Source organism: Candidatus Persebacteraceae bacterium Df01 (assembly GCA_030386295.1).
GTDB lineage: Bacteria > Pseudomonadota > Gammaproteobacteria > Tethybacterales > Persebacteraceae > Doriopsillibacter > Doriopsillibacter californiensis.
Genome location: JANQAO010000003.1, coordinates 408,438 through 423,381 on the forward strand (window position 1 = coordinate 408,438; position 14,944 = coordinate 423,381).

General features: G+C 47.5%; 16 protein-coding genes and 1 tRNA gene. 10 read left to right on the forward strand and 7 right to left on the reverse strand.

Going from position 1 to position 14,944, the window contains the following annotated elements:
- Positions 1–4 precede the first annotated feature (4 nt).
- The 6 genes from dnaX to NQX30_06765 all read left to right on the forward strand — a co-directional run bounded on the left by dnaX (position 5) and on the right by NQX30_06765 (position 4,025).
- Positions 5–1,609, forward strand: coding sequence for a DNA polymerase III subunit gamma/tau (gene dnaX / locus NQX30_06740; GenBank protein MDM5148058.1), 1,605 nt, complete (start codon positions 5–7; stop codon positions 1,607–1,609).
- The gene (locus NQX30_06745) at positions 1,599–1,919 is read left to right on the forward strand and encodes a YbaB/EbfC family nucleoid-associated protein (GenBank protein MDM5148059.1); all 321 of its coding nucleotides are present in this window, start codon (positions 1,599–1,601) and stop codon (positions 1,917–1,919) included. Before dnaX ends, NQX30_06745 begins: the two co-directional genes overlap by 11 nt.
- Positions 1,920–1,942: 23 nt before the next feature.
- Positions 1,943–2,263: a cytochrome c gene (locus NQX30_06750; GenBank protein MDM5148060.1), complete on the forward strand. Its 321-nt coding sequence runs from the start codon at positions 1,943–1,945 to the stop codon at positions 2,261–2,263.
- Positions 2,260–2,574: a cytochrome c gene (locus NQX30_06755; protein ID MDM5148061.1), complete on the forward strand. Its 315-nt coding sequence runs from the start codon at positions 2,260–2,262 to the stop codon at positions 2,572–2,574. Before NQX30_06750 ends, NQX30_06755 begins: the two co-directional genes overlap by 4 nt.
- Positions 2,575–2,589: 15 nt before the next feature.
- Entirely contained in the window at positions 2,590–3,933 is a 1,344-nt protein-coding gene (locus NQX30_06760; GenBank protein MDM5148062.1) for a S41 family peptidase, read from the forward strand.
- Between the two features lie 19 nt (positions 3,934–3,952).
- A tRNA-Ala gene (locus NQX30_06765) sits at positions 3,953–4,025 on the forward strand.
- A gap of 45 nt (positions 4,026–4,070) precedes the next feature.
- Here the strand turns inward: NQX30_06765 and NQX30_06770 are convergent.
- From NQX30_06770 to NQX30_06800, 7 genes are read right to left on the reverse strand one after another with little or no spacing between them, the layout of a single operon-like run.
- Positions 4,071–5,756 (reverse strand): rRNA pseudouridine synthase, encoded by a 1,686-nt coding sequence (locus tag NQX30_06770; protein ID MDM5148063.1) that lies wholly within the window; start codon positions 5,754–5,756, stop codon positions 4,071–4,073.
- Positions 5,757–5,812: 56 nt separating this feature from the next.
- Complete coding sequence (gene scpB, locus NQX30_06775) at positions 5,813–6,496, reverse strand: SMC-Scp complex subunit ScpB (protein ID MDM5148064.1); 684 nt, start codon at positions 6,494–6,496, stop codon at positions 5,813–5,815.
- On the reverse strand, positions 6,477–7,292 hold the full coding sequence (locus NQX30_06780) for a segregation/condensation protein A (GenBank protein ID MDM5148065.1): 816 nt from the start codon (positions 7,290–7,292) through the stop codon (positions 6,477–6,479). The genes scpB and NQX30_06780 overlap by 20 nt, the downstream gene beginning before the upstream one ends.
- Positions 7,289–8,488 carry a tryptophan--tRNA ligase gene (locus NQX30_06785; GenBank protein MDM5148066.1) on the reverse strand — a complete coding sequence of 400 codons (1,200 nt, stop codon included), beginning with the start codon at positions 8,486–8,488 and terminating at the stop codon, positions 7,289–7,291. Before NQX30_06785 ends, NQX30_06780 begins: the two co-directional genes overlap by 4 nt.
- 1 nt (position 8,489) lies before the next feature.
- Positions 8,490–9,122, reverse strand: coding sequence for an L-threonylcarbamoyladenylate synthase (locus tag NQX30_06790; GenBank protein ID MDM5148067.1), 633 nt, complete (start codon positions 9,120–9,122; stop codon positions 8,490–8,492).
- On the reverse strand, positions 9,119–9,307 hold the full coding sequence (locus NQX30_06795) for a zinc-finger domain-containing protein (GenBank protein ID MDM5148068.1): 189 nt from the start codon (positions 9,305–9,307) through the stop codon (positions 9,119–9,121). The genes NQX30_06790 and NQX30_06795 overlap by 4 nt, the downstream gene beginning before the upstream one ends.
- On the reverse strand, positions 9,304–10,230 hold the full coding sequence (locus NQX30_06800) for a branched-chain amino acid transaminase (GenBank protein ID MDM5148069.1): 927 nt from the start codon (positions 10,228–10,230) through the stop codon (positions 9,304–9,306). The genes NQX30_06795 and NQX30_06800 overlap by 4 nt, the downstream gene beginning before the upstream one ends.
- A gap of 153 nt (positions 10,231–10,383) precedes the next feature.
- Between NQX30_06800 and NQX30_06805 the strand changes: the two genes are divergently transcribed.
- From NQX30_06805 to glmM, 4 genes are all read left to right on the forward strand, one after another.
- Complete coding sequence (locus NQX30_06805) at positions 10,384–11,469, forward strand: MBL fold metallo-hydrolase (protein MDM5148070.1); 1,086 nt, start codon at positions 10,384–10,386, stop codon at positions 11,467–11,469.
- Positions 11,470–11,704: 235 nt separating this feature from the next.
- Positions 11,705–12,217 (forward strand): DUF4396 domain-containing protein, encoded by a 513-nt coding sequence (locus tag NQX30_06810; protein MDM5148071.1) that lies wholly within the window; start codon positions 11,705–11,707, stop codon positions 12,215–12,217.
- Positions 12,218–12,269: 52 nt separating this feature from the next.
- Positions 12,270–13,088, forward strand: coding sequence for a dihydropteroate synthase (folP, locus tag NQX30_06815; GenBank protein MDM5148072.1), 819 nt, complete (start codon positions 12,270–12,272; stop codon positions 13,086–13,088).
- A 45-nt stretch (positions 13,089–13,133) separates the two neighbouring features.
- The gene (gene glmM, locus NQX30_06820; GenBank protein ID MDM5148073.1) at positions 13,134–14,468 is read left to right on the forward strand and encodes a phosphoglucosamine mutase; all 1,335 of its coding nucleotides are present in this window, start codon (positions 13,134–13,136) and stop codon (positions 14,466–14,468) included.
- The last annotated feature ends 476 nt before the right edge of the window (positions 14,469–14,944 follow it).

Genomic DNA, 14,944 nt, shown 5'->3' on the forward strand with positions numbered 1-14,944 from the left:
ACATATGTCTCAACCATTTCTTTCACTGGCGCGCAAATGGCGGCCACAGCGTTTTTCCGACTTGGTTGGACATGAACATACTGTACGCGTTTTGCAAAACGCAATGCGCCAAAATCGCCTGCATCACGCTTTTTTATTTACTGGTACGCGTGGTGTCGGCAAAACCACACTAGCTCGCATTGTTGCCATGATGGTTAATTGTGACAATAGCGCCGACAGCGAACCTTGCCTACAATGCGACGTCTGTAAACAAATCGCTGGTGGTCGGCTACTAGACGTTATTGAATTAGACGCAGCCTCTCATACCCAAGTAGACAAGATTCGCGAATTACTGGAAGGTGCTTCATACCCACCGTCACAGGGACGCTGCAAAGTCTTTATTATTGACGAAGTACATATGCTCAGTAAATCAGCTTTTGCTGCTATGCTCAAAACACTAGAAGAGCCGCCTTCCTACGTAAAATTTATTCTCGCCACTACCGACCCCCAAAAACTACCTGCCACTATTTTGTCGCGTTGCCTGCGCTTTAGCTTACGACCATTAAGCAAAGAACAAATTGCCGCACACTTGGCGGTAATTATGAAAGCAGAAAAACAACAATACAACGATGACGCTTTGATGGAAATTGCCCGGTTGGCGTGTGGCAGTATGCGAGATGCATTGAGCTTGTTAGAACAAGCTATCGTCCATAGCGATGGCAAACTAGAAGCCGCCGAAGTGCGCCGTATTAGCGGGCAGCCCGATATCGGCATATTAGGTGATATTTTACGTGCTGTGGCAACGGTCGACGCTAGTAGCATTGCCAATATTGGTAAAGCATTGGCAATGAATGGTGCCAGTTTTGATGCAACTCTCACCCGGCTGGCTGCTCTCATTTACCAAACAGCACTTTCCCGCGTAGCACCAAACGCTGTCGGCGATGATGACGAGGAAACCACACTCATTAAAGAAATTGCAAAACGTTTTGATGACGAATTGCTGCAAACATTGTATGAAATCGCCGTGCGCGGACGGCGACAATTGCCGCTAGCGCCGGATGAACAGACGGGCTTTGAAATGACATTATTGCGAATGATGCTGTTTTCGCCAGCACAGAATTCTGCAGCTTCTGCTGCTACCATCCCTACAGCATTACCTACTACTCACGAGGCAGTCACACCAGCCGCCTCCAACAGTCGTTACAGTGCCTCATCACCAAATAAAACTGCGCTGACAAAACCACCTACAGCCAGTAAGAAAACTCCCAAGAATTGGGAAGAAACACTTCAACAATTACATATCCCAGCGCTGACATTGGCCGAAGTCTGCACCATGCAAACTTTAACCGCTAATGGCGTCAAATTAAGTCTGGATATCTCACAAAGCAACATTCGGCGATTTTTACCTGAGTTAGAAACACAATTGCGCGATATATTCCACGATCGCTTTACTGTAACCCTTGCGGATGGCACCGATAATACTGCAACCACCGCATTGCATGAACGGCGGACGACAGCAGCAAAAGAAAAAACTTTTGTGAGCAACGTGTTAGCCACCGTTCCTTCTGCTCAACTAATTCCCGACAGCATTCGCTTATTTGAACAGCAAGAGGCCACTCATGATAGATGATACTTTTAACGTAAAAAAACTCGGTTCGCTACTAAAAAACGCGCGGCGAGTCCAAGAAAATCTAGAAAAAACACAAAGCGAAATAGGTGCCTTGCAAATCACTGGCGAGTCCGGCGGTGGCATGGTACGTATCGTTGTCAACGGCGAGCGGCTAGTACGCAAAGTGCACATTGACTCCACCCTACTCACTGACGGCGATATGCTACAAGACCTTATAGCCGCCGCTATGAATAATGCCATGCAAAAAGCGGAGGCGGAAATTAATGAGAAAATTCAATCATCGCTGAACAACGAACTGAATGCCGAGTAATTTGGGAATGCTATAATTTACTAATGAAAATACGTTTTTTCCTATCGTTATTGCCCATTTTTTTTGTGACTACCGCACCAGCCGATCAGCCTGGAGACGACGCTTTGGCTAAATCAAATCAGTGTGTGGGTTGCCACGAAATTCCTGGCTACCGGTCAGTGTTTCCCGAAATATATCCAGTACCAAAAATCGTTGGACAAAGCAGCGAATACATTCAGGCTGCTCTACAAGCATACAAAAACGGCGAGCGTTCACATCCATCTATGAATGGCATTGCGGCACAACTGTCAAATGACGATATTAAGTTACTTGCCGACTACTACGCCAACGATAACAAGCCATGAACTCACTTTCCATAAAACAATTGCTTGCCAGCGCCTGCATCATTTTTTTTGCTCTGCCTGCCGTTGCCGAAGACATTGAAACTAAGGTCGCTGTATGTGCTTCTTGTCACGGCGCAGGAGGCAACGCTCCCATAGCCAACTACCCCAAATTAGCTGGTCAAGACCGAAAATATTTACTTTACACCTTGCGTTCCTATAAAAGCGGCGCCCGCAAAAACAGTATCATGTCGATACAAGTAGCGACACTTACGAATGAGGATTTACAAGACTTAGCAACGTATTTTTCTGACCAGCCCGGCGATTTACGCTAACCTAGCACTGATACCATGCGCCACTTTGTAATCTTATCTGTCGCCGTCTTATTATTTATCGGCGGCTATGCAACTGGACAATCCGGTTTTTCCGCTTTTGCACAAACAACCCCGATGCCGCTGGAAAAAATGCGCGAGTTTACCGAAGTTTTTCAACACATAAAAAAATTGTATGTGGAAGAAGTATCGGATGACGAACTCATGGAAAATGCAATTCGCGGTATGACTAGCGGGCTTGATCCACACTCCACTTATCTGAAGGCCTCCGATTTAAAAGCATTTGAAGAAAGTGTAAGCGGTGAAGAATATGGCGGTGTCGGCATTTACATTGGCGAAAAAGATGGCTGGGTAGAAATTATTTCACCTATTGACAAGTCTCCTGCTGAACGCGCTGGCTTACTGGCAGGAGACTTAATTATTACCATTGACGGCACTTCCACAAAAAACATGCCGATTGAAAAGGCTGTAAGCATGATGCGCGGCAAAGTCGGCGATATTCTTACTCTAGAAGTGTTAACACCTCCCGGTGACGAGAACAATGTACCGAGAAAGGTAGAGCTTAGCCGCGAAAAGATTGTTGCTCCCTCGGTGGTAGCATCGCTGTCTGAGCCAGATTACGGTTATTTGCGCATTAACCGCTTTCAGCGGAACACGGCAGAAGAAGCCGTCAATAATTTGAACCGATTGCGTGAAGAAAATAAGCGCTCACTCAAAGGACTGGTTCTAGATCTGCGCAACAACCCTGGCGGTTTGCTAGATGTCAGCGTGGGTATAGCCTCTATCTTTTTACCAAAAGGAGTCACCGTAGTTAGTGACCGAGGAAGGCAGCAAGGTGATAAAACATTTGTCGCGCAAGCAAAGTATTATCATAACCTACAATTCATCGATGAAGTAAAAAAAATGCGCATTGTAGTACTTGTAAATAACGGTTCGGCATCGGCTTCAGAAATCGTCGCCGGCGCGTTACAAGATCATCACCGTGCTGTCATTATGGGAACACCCACCTATGGAAAAGCGTCGGTACAATCCTTGCTGCGCCTGCGATCAACGCAAGGAAAAACTGGTATCAAGCTCACGGTAGCTCGCTATTTCACTCCAAACAACCGATCCATTCAAGCACGAGGTATTGAGCCTGACATTGAAGTTTCCGCTGGTGATAGTATCAAAACAAAAGAAACTTTTTCTGTACGTGAAGCCAATTTACTCGGCCATTTGGAAAATGATCAAGGTAGTGAAAACACTACTGCAACACCCGCCGGCGAGGAAGAAATTGCCGCCCCATTTATTCCCGATGACGATTATCAGTATGACCAGGCACTGCTTATCCTCAAAGCATTGGCTATTGCTGATGGCGCATAACTCGCATTAAAAAATCTTGGGGGTCGTAGCTCAGCTGGTAGAGCGCAGCGTTCGCATCGCTGAGGTCAGGGGTTCGACTCCCCTCGGCTCCACCGCCAAAATGGCAAAAATCTGCTAACTTATTTTTACTACTGCAGTCAATCGTGGGAATTGTTGCGATTTGTCCCCAACATTGATTCGCGGTCTATTACCAGCTCTCGCCAATGACCAGCAGCTAAATCACGTGGTAGCGAAAACTCCCCCATACGCAAGCGAATTAACCGACTGACCTGCCGCTCAACATGTAAAAATAAGCGACGCACAGCACGATTTCTCCCCTCCGTAAGAATAACGCGGTACCATTGATTACGCCCTTCAGCGCTACGGTGAAAAGAAAAATGTGCTGGCTTAAGTGGTTTGCCATCTACCAACACGCCGGAATTGATAGCTTTGATTTGCTCTGGTGTGAGTTCGCCGTCCACACGCGCTAAATATTCGCGCTCCACAGCGTAACGCGGATGCGCCATCTGCTGTACCAACTCGCCATCAGTAGAAAACAGCAACAGCCCCTCCGAATTAACGTCCAACCGTCCAATATTGACCCAACGACCACCAGTAACCAGCGGCAAATCGCTAAACACTGAATTATCCGCACCACGCTCTACCATTTTTCCGATAGGTTTGTGATAGCACAACAACCTTGCAGTCGCCGCGCGTCGCCGTACCACTTGTCCGTTTACTGTTAAGCTTGCACGCGGTGTTACTCGCATACCAATACGCGCAACTTTACCATTTACTCGCACTCGCCCTTGTTCAATCAACAGCTCAACGCTCCGGCGTGAGCCAATACCCAAAGCTGCCAAAACTTTATGCAGTTTTTCATCATTAGTACCACGGAAATCACGCGGTGCGGACCTCACCGGACGGCGAAAATCTTTTTCACCTCCTCCGTAGGACGTCTTGTTACTTGACGAACGAAAGCGTTGAGATGACGGTTTATCAAAAGAAGCACCTTCATTGCTACCACGTTTGTATGGTGCCTTTCCTTCACTAGAGGCGTGAAAATCACGCGGTGCCGACCTCACCGGACGGCGAAAATCTTTTTCACCTCCTCCGTAGGACGTCTTGTTACTTGACGAACGAAAGCGTGGCGGTGACGGGTTATCAAATGAAGCACCTTCATTGCTACCACGTTTGTATGGTGCTTTTCCTTCACTAAAAGCGTGAAAATCACGCGGTGCTGGCTTCACAGGACGGCGAGAGTCTTTATTACCTCCTCCATAGGATATCTTGTTACTTGACGGACGAAATCGCTGAGATGACGGTTTATCAAAAGAAGCGCCTTCATTGCTACTACGTTTGTATGGTACCTTTCCTTCACTAGAGGCGTGAAAATCACGCGGTGCCGGCTTCACAGGACGGCGAGAATCTTTATTACCTCCTCCATAGGATATCTTGTTACTTGACGGACGAAATCGCTGAGATGACGGTTTATCAAAAGAAGCGCCTTCATTGCTACTACGTTTGTATGGTACCTTTCCTTCACTAGAGGCGTGAAAATCACGCGGTGCCGGCTTCACAGGACGGCGAGAATCTTTATCACCTCCTCCGTAGGATGTCTTTTTATTTGATGGACGAAAGCGTGGCGATGACGGTTTATCAAACGAAGCTCCTTCATTGCTACTACGTTTGTATGGTGCCTTTCCTTCACTAAAGGTATGAAAATCACGCGGTGCCGGCTCCACAGGACGGCGAGAGTTTTTACCTCCTCCATAAGATGTTTTGTTGTTGCGGGACGGTTTAGCAGAACGGGAATTTTTCCCTTCTTTGTTTAATGTTTTCATCGCTGTTAAATATAGTAAAAAATATGGTGGTCTAGGTCGTATTACCCGCCGTGCTTTTATGATGAGATGTTGTCGTTTGTAGAGGCGCCATTTTCCGCATCATTGCCGTTTTCAAATAGCGGCGCTATTTCGTTTTCAGTTGCATTGTTTTTTTTCAACGCATGAGCACTGCTTTCCGTCAAGATACCATCATCATTTTCAATGTCGGCAAGAGCAGCAGTATCCGCATCATCCGGGGACAGTGACGGCAACGCATCCAACGATGCCACAGCCAAATCATTTAAAAATGTCTTTGTAGTACAGTATAAAATCGGTCGCCCCGGTGTTTCCCGCCGCCCGACTTCCTCTATCCAGCCCAGTTCCTCCAAAGCGGCGATTTGTACCGATGACACTGCCACTCCCCGCACCCGCTCCACATCTCCGCGCGTGACCGGTTGCTGATAAGTGATCACAGCCAACACTTCCAACAAAGGACGTGATAACCGAGTATTTTTTTGCGGTTGCAAGCGACGTAAATAGTCAACATAACCGCTGCGGCTGACAAACTGATAGCCGCTCGCTACCTTCGCAAGCCGCATAGCCCGCTCTTCCCAATCATTTTCCAATTCGGCAAGCGCAGCGAGAATTACAGATTCTTCAGCATCGTCAGCCAATAACCGCTTCAAATTTGCCATGCCCAGCGGCTCGCCAGCGGTCAGCAACGAAAATTCTATGATACTTTTAATTTTTCCCGGCGTCATTTGAGTTTTCCCTCAATTGCACAAATAATTCATCCTCAGGTCCTGGTTGATGCAGCGATACAATATGTTCTGCTGCCAACTGCAATACCGCTAGGAACGAAATTCCTGGCAACCCACGCGACACCAGTGTCCGAAAACCCAACCATCGCTCACCCGCCAGTCGCCGCAACACGCTACTCATTAGTTCACGCACACTTGCTGTTTTTTTACGCATTTTGTAAGGTGCGAGTTGTCGTGCACGTGCCAACACTGCCCAAAAAGCGCTTGCCAGTTGCTCCGGATGCACCACGGGCTTTGTTTTTTTCCGTTCTGGCCATTCCACCGGCACTTGTGGCGAGACAAAATCGCGTTCCCGCCGTGGCATTTCTCCCAGCCGTTGCGCTGCCTCACGAATGCGTTCATATTCCAGCAAGCGGCGCACTAAATCAGCGCGCGGATCATCTTCTTCATCTTCTGCCACCGCTAATTTTGGCAACAGCATTTTGGATTTAATTTCAACTAAAAATGCCGCCATAGTCAGATAATCGGCAGCAATTTCAAGATTATCTTCAATTTTGAGCGCTTCCTCTACATAAGCGGCATACTGACGGCACAACACCGTCATCGGAATATCCATAATATCAAACCGATGCTTGCGCACTAGATACAACAGCAAATCCAATGGTCCCGCAAAGTGCTCCAGCAACACTCGCATCGCCGTCGGCGGAATATATAAAGAACTCGGCGTATCATTCAGTGGCTCTCCATACACCAGCGCCATTGGCGTTAGTGCACTATCGTTCAGAGTATCGCTCATGAGACCAAATGCATAAAACGCCGTACCTCTTGCATGGTTTGTTCAGCGGACTTGGCAGCGCGTAAGGCGCCATCGGCAAGAATATCTTCCACTATGCCTGTTTTATCAACCGCAGCACGACGCTCGCGCAATGGCTCCAAATCGTCATTAACCGCCGCACTCAAACGCTTTTTACAGTCCACACAGCCAATAGCGGCACTACGGCAACTTTCCGCCACCCCATTTTGCGTGTCCATATCGGAAAACACCCGATGCAATGACCATACTGGACAGCGTGTTGGTTCGCCTTTGTCACTACGCCGCACCCGCGCCGGGTCGGTTTGCATACGAGCTATTTTTTTCTCAACCGCTTCCGGCACATCGGTTAAATCAATGGTATTACCGTAAGATTTTGACATTTTACGGCCGTCTGTTCCCGGCAACCGCGGCGCCTGTGTAAGCATCGCTTGCGGCACTCGCAACACCTCTTGACCACCGTAGCGCACGTCATCCCGCAACAACTGTTTGGTATTTTCTTCTACCACCAATTCGTCAATCAAACTCACAGCATCGTCCAACGCCTGTTTGTTGCCGTTTTGCTGATAATCCTTTTGGTACGTTTCTATTGCCGTTTGCACATCAACAGAGAGACTTTTTTTTGTCACCATCAATTTACTTTGAAAGTCTTCGGTGTTACCATAAAAACGGTTAAAGCGGCGGGCAATGTCGCGAGTAAATTCCACGTGCGGCACCTGATCCTCGCCCACAGGAACGCAGTCTGCACCGTAAATCATAATGTCAGCACTTTGTAACAACGGATATCCCAAAAAACCATGAGTGTCCAAATCACGTTGCAAAGCTTCTTTTTGCTCTTTGTAGGTAGGCAGATGCATCAGCCACGGCAGTGGACAAATCATAGAAAGTAACACAAATAGCTCGGCATGCGCCGGCACATCAGATTGACGAAACATCGTGGTTTTTTGAGGATCTAAACCTGCCGATAGCCATGACAGAACCATCTCACGAGTATTTACAAATAAATCACCAGGATTTGCATAATCGGTAGTCAGCGCGTGCCAGTCAGCGATAAAGAAAAAACATTCATTTCCAGCCTCCTGCAAAGCACGCCAGTTGTGTAAGACGCCGCGCCAATGCCCCAAGTGCAAACCGCCAGTAGGGCGCATGCCAGATAGCACCCGCCGAGAAGGCGACGACATGTCAGGCAACTCCTTGTTCTTCTTCCGCAGCGTCTACTTCACCGCCACCTTCTCGCAACAATTGCGGCGGGTTTTCGCTAAAGTTAATCACTGTTGTCGGCACCATAACGCAACTACCAGAATCAATCACCGCATCTACTTGCCCACGTAATCGTTCGCGAAAATCCGCCACATCAAGCGGAGCTTCATCACCAACCAAACGCAGTGTCGTGCTGATAATAGGCTCACCCACTTCTGCAAGCAATGCTTGTGCCACCGGATGCGACGGAACGCGAAAAGCTACCGTCTTGCGACGCGGATGATGTAGGCGGCGTGACACTTTTTTGGTCGCCGCCAACACAAAAGTATAAGCGCCTGGCACATGTTTCTTCATGACGCGAAAAGCCGCAGTATCCATCACACCGTAGTCTCCAATCTGCCCCAAGTCTGTGCACGCCAGTGTCATTAAATGTTCCTCTCCCACACCACGCAACTGTCGCAACCGCGCAATGGCGTCCACATTACCCTGCAGGCAACCCAGCGCATAATATGAATCGGTCGGATATACCACAACCCCCTTGCGAAAAAATTCTGCCGCCTTCTGAATTAGCCGTGTCTGTGGTGTTTTTGGGTGTACATCAAAAAACTGTGTCATGAATCCTCTCTTTTTTCCAGCGAATAAATAGTACCGCAATAAGGACACGCGCAACGCGGTGCGCTTGACGACAATGGCAAAAACACGCGCGGATGTTTATCCCATCCTTTTTGACTGGCTGGTGGGCAACTTAGCGGCAATTCTTTTGGTGTAACCGTGTAGTTACTATTAACAAGCGCTTTCATGCCGCTGGTGTCAGCCAGTTAGCAGAGCGTGGATGCTTGCCTGCTACGCAGTCAAAAAACGCTGACTGTAATGCTTCTGTTATCGGACCGCGACCACCGCTACCGATAACCCGACCATCCAATTCTCGAATTGGTGTAATTTCCGCTGCCGTACCAGTGAAAAAAGCCTCATCGGCACAATACACTGCATCGCGAGTGATGCGTTTTTCCACCACTTCATAGCCCATATCCTGTGCCAACGTCATCACCGTGTCGCGCGTAATACCGCTAAGAACAGAAGTTAACTCGGGGGTGTACAATTGGTTACGCACAACAATAAACAAGTTTTCGCCAGGACCTTCGGAAACTAATCCATCCACGTCCAACAATAATGATTCATCATAGCCATCCTGTGCTGCTTCCTTGTGCGCCAACACTGAATTTACATAATTACCGCTAACCTTGGCACGGCACATCGTGGTATTGACGTGATAGCGAGCATAAGAAGATGTCTTCACTCGAATACCTTTTTCCATCCCTTCTTCACCCAAATAAGCTCCCCACGGCCAGGCCGCAACGATAACTTGAACCGGATTGGTGTCGACTGCAAGCCCCAACGAATAGGCACCATAAAAAGCCAGTGGTCTAATATAACAAGCATTATGGCCACCATCACGGACAACGGCACGCTGTGCCGCATTAATATCATCTTCGCTAAAAGGTATTTTCATTCCGATAATGTGCGCTGATTGAAAAAACCGCCGCGTGTGATCGGTCAAACGAAAAATTGCTGGTCCAGAATCGGTTTGATAACAGCGCACACCTTCAAAAACGCTTACGCCATAATTTAAAGAATGAGACAACACATGAATTTTAGCTTCCCTCCACGGTGTCATTTTGCCGTCAAACCAAATATTTCCTTCTCTTTCCGCTATTGCTGTCATGCACACAATTATATCAGTAATACAAAGCCGGTTTGGGGCACCTATCACGCATAAAAAACAGTGGCAAGACAGATTAAACTCGTAATAAATTACTAACAATAACGATAAAATAACCACTATGAATCTGTTGATTTATCCGATGCAATAACACCTGTGCGCAAAAAATATATTCTGAACGGGCGCCGCCGTGCACTGCGAGCACTTGCCCTTATTACCAGCGCGCCTTTTCTTGCATTATCTCGCCGTGTGCAGGCGTCTTTTCAAGCGGCACACCATTTAAGTAATGGTACCTTTCGTAATAACTATATTGGCCAAATCACCAAATCTTTTTCCGACTTGATGCGCTGGCGCCGTGAGTCCCCCGACCATCCGCTATTGTCCTTTTCACTAGCAGCAAATGACCCTGCTTTTTTGCGCAACAACCGAAAGGAAGCAACACTTACTTGGCTCGGTCATGCTACCTTATTGTTGCAAGTAGGTGGTGTTAATATTTTGACTGATCCGCATTTTTCCGATCGTGCCTCTCCCTTTTCTTTTGTTGGTCCTCGGCGAGGGACACCTCCCGGCATTCCTTTGGATGAATTACCTAATATTGACATTGTGCTTATTTCTCACAATCATTATGACCATTTAGATGAGGATTCAATTACAAGACTGTTGCGACGGCGTGCCGACACACATTTTTGTGCGCCGCTCGGGATTAGGCAATGGCTTGCACGCGTCGGGGCACAGCACATAACAGAGCTGGATTGGGGCGACAGTGTACGATTGAATAATATGCAATTAACTGCTGCTCCCTGCCAGCACTGGAGTTCACGCGCACCGTGGGATCGCAATCGCACTTTGTGGGCATCGTGGGTGGTAGAAAAACCAGGTTTTCGTTTTTTATTTATTGGCGATACTGGCTATTCACAAGATTTTTCTGATTTGGGTACACACTATGGTGGTTTCGACGTGGTAGCAATTCCGATTGGTGCTTATGAGCCACGTTGGTTTATGAAACAAGCACACATCAATCCCGATGAAGCAGTAAAAATTTTTCAGGATTTGCGCGCCAACACCGCCGTAGCGACACACTGGGGAACATTTCAACTCACGGATGAACCCATGGATGAGCCACCACAAAAACTGCATGCCGCGTTAAAAGCCGCCGGCATTGATAAAAATATTTTTGCTGTGTTTCAACATGGAGAAACACGTTCGCTAGCACGTTTTACCGAGACAAAAAAAACAAATTAAAATGCGTAACCGCCCTCTTATCTTGATAACATTGAGCGGCATTGTGTGCTAACTGTTATTTTATTAATGATGCTTCTATTATCGTCAAACAGGTGGTACCACTCATTACCGCAATTAATTCGTACAGTAAAGTACGGAAGTGTAAATCAAGGTAGACAAATGCCCAGTTTCGCTGATAAATCGAGTGAGAAAGAAATTCTTGCCTTACTGGCATATGTGCAAAATTTATGGTCGGATGAAACGTACACTATTAGAAGAAGAGAACAAAACATTGAACCCGAAAAGGCCTAAATTCGTTGCCGATAATGATAGCGGCACACTTTCTAAATTTTGGTGCAGCTCCCACACCTGGAAGCGTAGTGCTAACAACACCAAATGGTGCCTTATCGGCTGCGCCATTGGCGATTTTGGTACCGTGTTATTTTTTCAATTATGCGGCATCGATTGGCCACCTTCGTGGATTTTTTCGCTCGCAATTATTAATGGTCTACTCACCAGCATTTGTTTGGAAACCGTCATTTTGGTTCGTAGAGACTTTACCTTAAGCACAGCATTCAAAACCGCTATGGGTATGAGTTTTATCTCCATGTTGGCAATGGAAACGGCGATGAATGTTACAGATTTTCTTATCACCGGAGGCGCCCACCTAACCACCATTAGCGTACCGATAATGCTACTTGTCGGATTTGTCACTCCGTGGCCATACAATTACTGGCGACTCAAAAAATTTGGTAAGGCATGTCACTAATCACACACACTACGGCTAAATATTTTCTCAAACAAGCCAACACTTATCGCTCATGAAGTGGCATTGTGGAAAATTTATTTTTGACTGCACACAGCCTTTGATTATGGGCGTGGTAAATGTAACGCCAGATTCTTTTTCGGATGGTGGCGGCTTTTTATCTACCGATGCGGCGGTGGCACACGGTCGGCAATTGCTAGAAGAAGGTGCTGACATGCTAGATGTGGGCGGTGAATCCACTCGTCCAGGTGCTGCACCCGTTGATGAAGAAAACGAAAAACAGCGAGTGCTTCCAGTTATTGAACGCTTGGCAGCGCACGGGGCAGCCGTATCAGCTGACACGATGAAACCAACGGTCATGCGTGCCGCTTTGCGATCTGGCGCCTGCATATTAAATAGTGTAGTCGGGTTTACCGGTACGAATGCGCTAGATATTGCCGCACAATCAGACTGCGGCATTGCCGTCATGCACATGTGTGGCACGCCCTCCACTATGCAACAAGCGCCACAATATAATGATGTGACAACGGAAGTTAACGCTTTTTTGCAAGCACAAACAACAACGCTACGAACGGCAGGAGTTGCGGCAAATCGTATTTGCGTTGACCCGGGTATTGGTTTTGGCAAAACGATTGAACACAATTGGCAGTTACTGCACACGCTACCGCAAATTGGCGGCGGGTACCCAGTACTGCTGGGCGTATCGCGCAAGTCCTTTCTAGGTGCCCTCACCGGGCGCAAACGACCAACAGACCGCGATACCGCCAGCGCCGTTTTAGCAGCGCTACTGTACCAGCGCGGCGCACATATTGTACGAACGCACAATGTAACCGCCACACTGGACGCCCTATCTGTAACGACAATGCTGGATTAAATGCCGGTAAAATTCACCTTTCGCCACCTATAATTAGATATTGCAATGACACAACGATTATTCGGCACTGACGGCGTACGCGGGCGCATTGGCAAACCGCCAATGACTCCCGACGTGTTGGTGCGTTTGGGATTCGCCGCTGGTCAAGTATTAGCAGGCAACACCGTCGCACCTCAAGTTCTCATTAGCAAAGATACGAGGCTATCCGGTTACATGGTGGAATCAGCGCTAGAAGCCGGCTTTGCTGCCGCTGGTGTAGATGTATTGCTTTCCGGTCCGCTACCAACGTCGGCGGTATCGTATCTCACACAAACGCTGCGCTTGTCAGCGGGCGTCGTTATCAGTGCCTCTCACAATCCATACGATGACAATGGCGTTAAATTTTTCGCCGCTGATGGCTGCAAACTACCCGATGAAACAGAAGCGGGCATAGAACAAGCCGCCATGACAACACAGTCGCTGTCTTTCGTTGGTGAACCCGGGCGAGCTCGACGACTGGATGATGCAGCTGGACGCTATGTAGAATTTTGCAAACGATCATTTCCTTCGAACATGAGCCTGCGCGGCAAACGAGTACTGGTAGATTGCGCAAACGGCGCTGCTTATCATGTTGCCCCGCCAGTCTTTCACGAGCTCGGTGCTGAAGTCATTCCCTTTTGCGATAAGCCTGATGGATTTAATATTAATGTAAATTGTGGCGTCATGGAGCCGGCAGCCGCTGCGCAAAAAACTGCGGCATGTGGTGCCAATGTAGGTGTCATTTTGGACGGCGATGCTGACCGTGTATTTTTGGCTGATGAAACCGGTACCATTCACAACGGTGACGCTCTACTGTATCTTATCGCCCAAGCTGAGCACCAGCGCGGCAATACCTTGCAGGGCGTAGCAGGAACCATCATGTCTAATTTGGCCTTAGAACAAGCTTTAGCGACAATGGGAACAGACTTTTATCGTGCCGACGTTGGCGACCGTCGAGTGCTACAAGCATTGGTAAAAAACGACTGGCCGCTCGGCGGGGAAACATCAGGTCACATCGTGCTTCGGTGGCTACATTCCACTGGAGACGGAATTATTGCAGCACTGCAAGTGCTGGCTATCATGTGTGAAACTGGCAAACCGTTATCGGAACTTTTAGCGAATTTTCACCCGCTCCCACAATGCAGCCGTAACGTGAAAGTTGCGGACAAAAGGAAAGCCCTTGAAAACAACGTCGTCCAGCAGGCATTATCTGAAGTAGAAACGCGATTACGCGGACACGGGCGGATTGTCGTACGTCCATCGGGAACCGAAGAATTCGTCCGCATCATGGTAGAGGCAGAAAATAAAACATTTGCACAAGCGGCAGCAGATGAAATTTATGCCGCACTAACTGCAGTTTAACTATTTATTATTATTTTCCCATCAATTATGGCTAACCGTTTTTTTTTAACTTTGAGAAATCAGCGAGGGCAGCAAATAACGCACGACTATCAAACCGAAATCATTAGTTTTTAGCTTTACGCAAATAAGAAACTGTCTAAATTACCAAATTGACGTTCTCGTAATCTAACTCTATTAACAAATTTATTTTCAGATTCCGGTAGCAGTAATTCTCTTATCAAATGATTTTTACTACCGTAAAAACCCACATGAGTTTCGCCACTAGCTATCTCTGTCGCTATAAAGACCACCACCACTACTGCTGGACCAGATAAAACTGTAGTTCAAGATAATCTTACACTATCAGAAGACGTATCTTAATACCAACGCAAATGAGCGTTAACACTCCAATTAGAATAAGCACTAGCACCACGAGGTAAAGTTAAATTGCCAACAAGACCGACATATTCACTCTCTCCCGGGACTGACACCAGCAG

Bases quoted from the DNA above. Each gene is read 5' to 3' on its own strand.
- dnaX (MDM5148058.1), top strand. From the start codon at position 5: ATGTCTCAACCATTTCTTTCACTGGCGCGCAAATGGCGGCCACAGCGT.
- NQX30_06745 (MDM5148059.1), top strand. From the start codon at position 1,599: ATGATAGATGATACTTTTAACGTAAAAAAACTCGGTTCGCTACTAAAA.
- NQX30_06750 (MDM5148060.1), top strand. From the start codon at position 1,943: ATGAAAATACGTTTTTTCCTATCGTTATTGCCCATTTTTTTTGTGACT.
- NQX30_06755 (MDM5148061.1), top strand. From the start codon at position 2,260: ATGAACTCACTTTCCATAAAACAATTGCTTGCCAGCGCCTGCATCATT.
- NQX30_06760 (MDM5148062.1), top strand. From the start codon at position 2,590: ATGCGCCACTTTGTAATCTTATCTGTCGCCGTCTTATTATTTATCGGC.
- NQX30_06770 (MDM5148063.1), bottom strand. From the start codon at position 5,756: ATGAAAACATTAAACAAAGAAGGGAAAAATTCCCGTTCTGCTAAACCG.
- scpB (MDM5148064.1), bottom strand. From the start codon at position 6,496: ATGACGCCGGGAAAAATTAAAAGTATCATAGAATTTTCGTTGCTGACC.
- NQX30_06780 (MDM5148065.1), bottom strand. From the start codon at position 7,292: ATGAGCGATACTCTGAACGATAGTGCACTAACGCCAATGGCGCTGGTG.
- NQX30_06785 (MDM5148066.1), bottom strand. From the start codon at position 8,488: ATGTCGTCGCCTTCTCGGCGGGTGCTATCTGGCATGCGCCCTACTGGC.
- NQX30_06790 (MDM5148067.1), bottom strand. From the start codon at position 9,122: ATGACACAGTTTTTTGATGTACACCCAAAAACACCACAGACACGGCTA.
- NQX30_06795 (MDM5148068.1), bottom strand. From the start codon at position 9,307: ATGAAAGCGCTTGTTAATAGTAACTACACGGTTACACCAAAAGAATTG.
- NQX30_06800 (MDM5148069.1), bottom strand. From the start codon at position 10,230: ATGACAGCAATAGCGGAAAGAGAAGGAAATATTTGGTTTGACGGCAAA.
- NQX30_06810 (MDM5148071.1), top strand. From the start codon at position 11,705: ATGAAACGTACACTATTAGAAGAAGAGAACAAAACATTGAACCCGAAA.
- folP (MDM5148072.1), top strand. From the start codon at position 12,270: ATGAAGTGGCATTGTGGAAAATTTATTTTTGACTGCACACAGCCTTTG.
- glmM (MDM5148073.1), top strand. From the start codon at position 13,134: ATGACACAACGATTATTCGGCACTGACGGCGTACGCGGGCGCATTGGC.